This is a genomic window from Cellvibrio sp., from assembly GCF_053579595.1.
Map to the genome: position 1 here is coordinate 1 of NZ_JBRFPI010000301.1, position 5,702 is coordinate 5,702.

5 protein-coding genes are annotated in these 5,702 nt (G+C 47.5%); 3 read left to right on the plus strand and 2 right to left on the minus strand.

What is annotated here, in order from left to right:
• Both ACWA6V_RS16175 and ACWA6V_RS16180 read right to left on the minus strand, forming a co-directional pair.
• Positions 1-895, minus strand: an 895-nt coding sequence (locus ACWA6V_RS16175) for a GAF domain-containing protein (RefSeq protein WP_449523460.1), incomplete at its 3' end; no start/stop codon positions are given.
• A gap of 221 nt (positions 896-1,116) precedes the next feature.
• Entirely contained in the window at positions 1,117-1,326 is a 210-nt protein-coding gene (locus ACWA6V_RS16180) for a DUF1289 domain-containing protein (RefSeq protein WP_449523461.1), read from the minus strand.
• 347 nt (positions 1,327-1,673) lie between these two features.
• Between ACWA6V_RS16180 and ACWA6V_RS16185 the strand changes: the two genes are divergently transcribed.
• The 3 genes from ACWA6V_RS16185 to ACWA6V_RS16195 all read left to right on the plus strand — a co-directional run.
• Positions 1,674-3,683, plus strand: a complete 2,010-nt coding sequence (locus ACWA6V_RS16185) for a sensor histidine kinase (protein ID WP_449523462.1) — start codon at positions 1,674-1,676, stop codon at positions 3,681-3,683.
• Positions 3,676-4,131: a response regulator gene (locus ACWA6V_RS16190; protein WP_449523463.1), complete on the plus strand. Its 456-nt coding sequence runs from the start codon at positions 3,676-3,678 to the stop codon at positions 4,129-4,131. The genes ACWA6V_RS16185 and ACWA6V_RS16190 overlap by 8 nt, the downstream gene beginning before the upstream one ends.
• 41 nt (positions 4,132-4,172) lie before the next feature.
• Positions 4,173-5,702 (plus strand): putative bifunctional diguanylate cyclase/phosphodiesterase (locus ACWA6V_RS16195; protein ID WP_449523464.1); only part of this gene is annotated, 1,530 nt, incomplete at its 3' end.

The window sequence follows — 5,702 nt, forward strand, 5'->3', positions numbered from 1 at the left end:
GCAATGCCTGTTGTAAAAAACTGCGCTGGTCATCGGTCAGCATCGCCTGCTTATCCAGTTCGATGGTGAGCACGCCAATAATCACATCGCCATTGCGCACCAACAAACTGTGCACGGATTGCAGTTGCTGTTGCTGCTGTAATTGCTGGTGCGCGTGTTTGATCAGCACCGGTAAGGCCACGTTCGAATCAGGAGTAGGTTCAGCAATTTGAACGAGAGAAAAATCAATTGCAGCGCCCTGCTCCAGCGCCTCCGTCATGGCTTCGCTAATTGCTTGCATTGCCTGGGTGCGTTTATCAAAGTTGGCCGAAAATGAAATCGCCTCCAGCGAAATATTGTTTGCGTGACGCACGCCCAAGCTAACGCGCGTTGCTTGCAAAAACCCGGCGAGCAAATTCACCAGGCTGATTGCAGTCTCTTGCAGCGAGTTTTCTTTTAATAAACTAGCGCTGAGTTGCAACAGCGCCGGACTGGCAGAGTTTTTATCAATGATGGGGACAGCAGCGGGAGGCGGAGCCTCGTCGGGCTGCTGCAATAAAAATTGCAACCAGTATTGGCCGAGCTTGAGATTCTTTAATACGGCGGGTAATTCTTTTTTATCTTTTAATTGCAGATGCAGGAGCAACACGCCCCAGGGTTCACCGTCAATCACCAGCGGCTGACCAAGAATAAAATGGCCATCACCATCTGGCTCCAGGTGCAGGCGTTTTTTATCCAATACCTGCTTGAGCGCCTCCCGTAAGGCAGAATTGTTCGCAGCTGCATTTGGCCACTTGGCAACAATTTTGGGGGGGACTCCAAAAGTGGTTTGCACCAACATGGCAGCACTAACGCCACCGAGCATTTGGCATTGCATGCTGAGCCAGAGTTTGAGCGACGCGGTAAAAGACTGCATGGGCGTTCTACTGGTGTGTTTGGTCCTAGGTCTTGGACATTCGCATCCAAGGTATCGAACAGTTTGTTATTGTTGTTGGCTCACATGTTAACGATATAAGTTCTCATCAACAAAGTCAGGCATTCAGGGCAAGTCTAGTTCTAATGGCGAGAAGTTGTATAACAAAATCGCTGCTATTTTTATGGTGGCGAAGAATAAACGAATGCAAAATCCGGTGCCAGTTACTTATCCGCGTCGCCGCTACCTACCGCAGGTTTGTGTCGCGGTTGTGACCTGCGTATGGCCACCTGCATCAGGATCTGCATTTTTGCCTCGTTATCCACGATGCTCCAACGAGTAATTTCCTCCAGACTGCGAAAACAGCCCACGCAAATATCGGCCTCATTCAAGCAGCAATTGCGCACGCAGGGAGATTCTACGATCGTGGTCACCCAATTCTCCATTAGCTGTTATTACCCAAGATTATAACCAATAGCGATCACTAATTATTTGCTGCGAGAAATAGCTTTTTAAGAGTATTTATCAATTGCTCATCTACACTCTTGTTTGTTAGTGCTTTCCCTCTCGTCGCAAAAAACCAATAGCTATATGGTTGGAGGGAATACTTCTCAGGGGCCATGGATTTGAACGAGACATGCACAGAATTACGTTTTCCCGATTTCGTTACTCACTACCTACAACACTCATATCAGTTTTTTTGATCGCGGTGGGTATTTGCGTATTGCTGAGCTGGCATGCGCCGAAGACATTCGCCCCTATCTATCCTTATGCAACACTCATGGCCTATAACACTGCGATAGGATTCATCGCGTGTGGTTTGGGGTTATTGGCTATTTTGACGCTCAAACGCACTTTACTTATCGTCTGCAGTGCAACCTTACTTACCATTGCGATAGCGACACTTCTCGATATAGTCGCCGGAGTTGGTTTAGACACGACTAACTGGTTTGTCATTTTTCTTGCTGAACCTCCTCTGCGCAGCCAGCCGATTTCGCCGGCTACAAGCTCAACGTTTCTACTCGCGGGTTGTGCTCTGCTATGTGCACGCTACGCACAGGGCAATTTCACTATTGCTACGACGCTGATTAGTTTGATGATCGTGTTCGTCACACTGGCGGCAGTGGTTGGCCAGGGCTTTGGTATATTCCCCACCTTTATCTGGCTGGGCATAAAAATGGCTCCTCAAACTGCCGTAGGCCTTTTAGCTTTTGCAAGTGCCCTATTCGCTCTGCGCTATGCATCAGCGATTGAGGCGTTTAACCGCCTGAATTTTTTTAGCCGACTGGCTACCGGTTTTATTTTTATGAGTTTGTTGTTTATTGGCATTGGCTCGATCGGCTTGTTGCAAATTAATAGCGTAGCTGCCATCTCACAACAGCTATACCAAGGTCCATTGCAAACCACCACTGCTGTACTTCGAATAAAGCGTTATGCAATACGACTCAATCGTGCTGTCAAAGATGTAGCAGTTAATCCAACTCTGGCAGAGGAACGCAATATTCCTCAAATAATCGAGGAGTTAGGCGTCGAAGTACAGCCTGAGATAGCATTGATCCAGCGCGACCCGAAAAATCAGCAATTCGCCGCTCAACTAACACGTGAGTTCGACCAATGGCGGCAACTGGTTTCAGACATTCACAAGCAACTTATGGCGGGCGATGTTGCGACATTTAAGCAGATTGCACTCTCTAAAAACCAAGAAAAGATAGTTGGGATAGAGGAGCTATGCAATAAGATCGTCCTTGTTGCGCAGGAGCAAATGCAGATATTAAATGAGGAAGCAATTACGACAAAAAATCATTCCGCCAACCTGATGATTGTCGTTATTAGCTGTTTTTTAGCAATGGGAATTGTGGTGTCAGCATTAATTACCCGCAGCCTAAGCTGGCAACTGGAAAAAATTCGCCAGACTATGCTGGCGATTGCGGACGGTGACACCCATATCGCAATCCCCTTCAGTGATCATCCCCATGAAATTGGCGATATGGCCAAAACGCTCAGGATATTTGCCCATAACATTGATGAACGCAAAAGATCAGCACAACTGTTAGAGCAACATCAACGGGAGCTGGAAAAATCCAATCAACGCCTCGAACAAACCAACAAAGAATTGGAAACCTTTGCCTATGTCGCATCGCATGATCTGAAATCGCCCCTACGCGGTATTTCCCAACTCTCTGCCTGGATCGATGAAGACTTGGCAGAAAAGGAGTTTGTCGAAGTAGGTAAACATACCCATCTGTTGCGCAACCGTATTCAGCGAATGGAAAAATTACTCGATGACATGTTGATTTTTTATCGCGCAGGAAAAACCTATGGCAATGTCACGCGCATTGATCTGGCGCAGATGGCAAAAGAGCTATTTGAAATTCAAAATACAAAATCAGGTCTGCATTTAGAGCTGGGCGACGACTTGCCCGTATTCGATACGTTGAGCACACCTTTCGAGCAAATTCTGCGTAATTTGTTTTCTAACGCCATCAAACACCACGATTTGGATGAGGGGATTATTCGTATTGAAGGGCGACGACTCAATAATGATTTTTATGAGATCAGTGTTAGCGACGACGGCCCTGGTATTCCCACCAAATTCCAGGAGCGGGTGTTCGGCATGTTCCAAACACTAAGGCCGCGCGACGAACTGGAAGGCAGTGGTATGGGGCTGGCGCTGATCAGAAAAATTGTGGAAACCTACCGTGGCAAGATCAGTGTGCATTCAGATGGGCGCGGCTGCCGTTTTACCTTCACTTGGCCACAGACGATCAAAAGGAAACCGGACCATGATTGATAAAATTCATCCGCTTGGCAGTCAGGAGTTCAAAACCGTCAGTTTGCTGATTATCGATGATGACGATATAGATGCAACTGCACTAAGGCGCGCGCTCCATAAACTCAAATTGCTCAACCCACTCTACCGCGCTAAGGACGGCATGGAAGCGCTTGAAATACTGCGTAATGGCGAAGTACCCAGTCCTTATATTATCTTGTTGGATATCAACATGCCGCGCATGAACGGCCTGGAATTTTTGGAGGCGCTACGCGCTGATCCGGAATTGACTCACTCAGTAGTCTTTGTCTTGACGACGTCCAAGTCGGATGAGGACATCATTGCTGCCTATCGCGAGCATGTCGCCGGCTATTTATTAAAACAGCGAATGGATAGCGATTTTATGCAAGTGGTTAGTTTGCTCGATCATTATTGGCGGGTAATTGAATTGCCGATTAACGAAAAATAATTGTGGTTGGATAAGCACTTTTAGGCGGAGGGGTATCCTGCATGAAGCTATTGCTCATCGATGACAACGAGCTCGACCGACAAGCCATTATTCGCACATTCAAGAAAACGGAATGGGATATCACTATTGCCCAAGCCTGCTCCGCTAGTGAAGGTCTTGCCCAATTTGACAGCAATGACTTTGATGCGGTTCTGCTCGACTATCGCCTGCCCGACATCGATGGCATGGAGGTTTTGCAACTCCTCAATAAACATCCCCACCATCACGCTGCCATTATTATTCTCACTGGCGCCAGTGCCGATGATGATCTGGAGCGCGAATTTATTGAAGCTGGCGCACAGGATGTCTTGTTCAAATCCGAAATTGCCCATAAACACTTAACTCGCGCCATCACCCACGCGCGTGCACGCCATGTGCTGGAGCGACAACTACAAGAGAGCCATCAGCGGTTACGCGCATTGGCCGAAAATGATTCACTCACTGGCCTCGCCAATCGTTACTACTTTGATGAGAGCTTGCGCGCTGCCATCCAGCGCGCTAAACGCCACAATGAACAACTCGCACTATTATTTCTCGACCTCGATAACTTTAAATTTATTAACGATGGCCTCGGCCATGTTATTGGTGACCAGGTATTAAAAGAGGTGGCCACCCGTTTGACTCACGTGGTGCGTGCAGGTGATATCGTCTGCCGTTTGGGTGGCGATGAATTTGCAATCCTCGCGCATAATTTTGATTCGCAAGAAGCCATCAGCCAGCTAGCCCAACGAATTCTCGATGATTTGCGCCGCCCCATTTTAATCGGCAATAACGAGCATTCTATTTCAACCAGCATTGGTATTGCCGCTTATCCGGATGCAGGCGAAAACGCCAGTGACTTACTCAAAGCAGCCGATATGGCCATGTATCGCGCCAAACAAGATGGCCGCGCTAACTTCCAATTTTTTTCTTCGCTAATGCAAGCACAAATGCAAGAGCGCCTGCGCCTTGAAAAAGAATTGCGCGCGTTGATTCCCACCGATCACTTTATTTTGTTTTACCAACCCATCGTGGATGCACAAACCTTTGAAATCTGCGGTGCCGAAGGTTTAATTCGCTGGGATCACCCGGAACGCGGTATTTTGCCACCGAGTGAATTTATTACCCTCGCCGAAGAGATTGGCCTGATCAGCGAAATAGATTCCAAAAGCCGCTTCAACGCCTGTAAACAATTGGCCAATTGGCGCGCACAGGGATTGGTCAATGATAATTTCAATATGAAGTTTAATGTCTGCGCCCAATTGCTTACCGATGAAGATTTATATCAGGGCATTATTGATGACCTCGCCAGTACCGGCGTACCCGGTCGCTGCGTGAGTTTGGAAATTACCGAATCAGTATTGATTGAAAATTTGGAGCGCACCGCAAAGAGCCTGCAAAAAATTCAGGACTATGGTGTAGAAATTGCCGTCGATGATTTTGGTACTGGCTATTCATCAATGGCCTACCTGAAAGAATTACCAGCGCGCACGCTCAAAATTGATCGAAAATTTATTCAGGGTGTACCCGATAACGCGGCCGACTGCCGCATC

What these genes read in the sequence shown, in the direction of transcription:
- ACWA6V_RS16185 (WP_449523462.1), top strand. Translation starts at nt 1,674, where the DNA reads ATGGCCTATAACACTGCGATAGGATTCATCGCGTGTGGTTTGGGGTTA.
- ACWA6V_RS16190 (WP_449523463.1), top strand. Translation starts at nt 3,676, where the DNA reads ATGATTGATAAAATTCATCCGCTTGGCAGTCAGGAGTTCAAAACCGTC.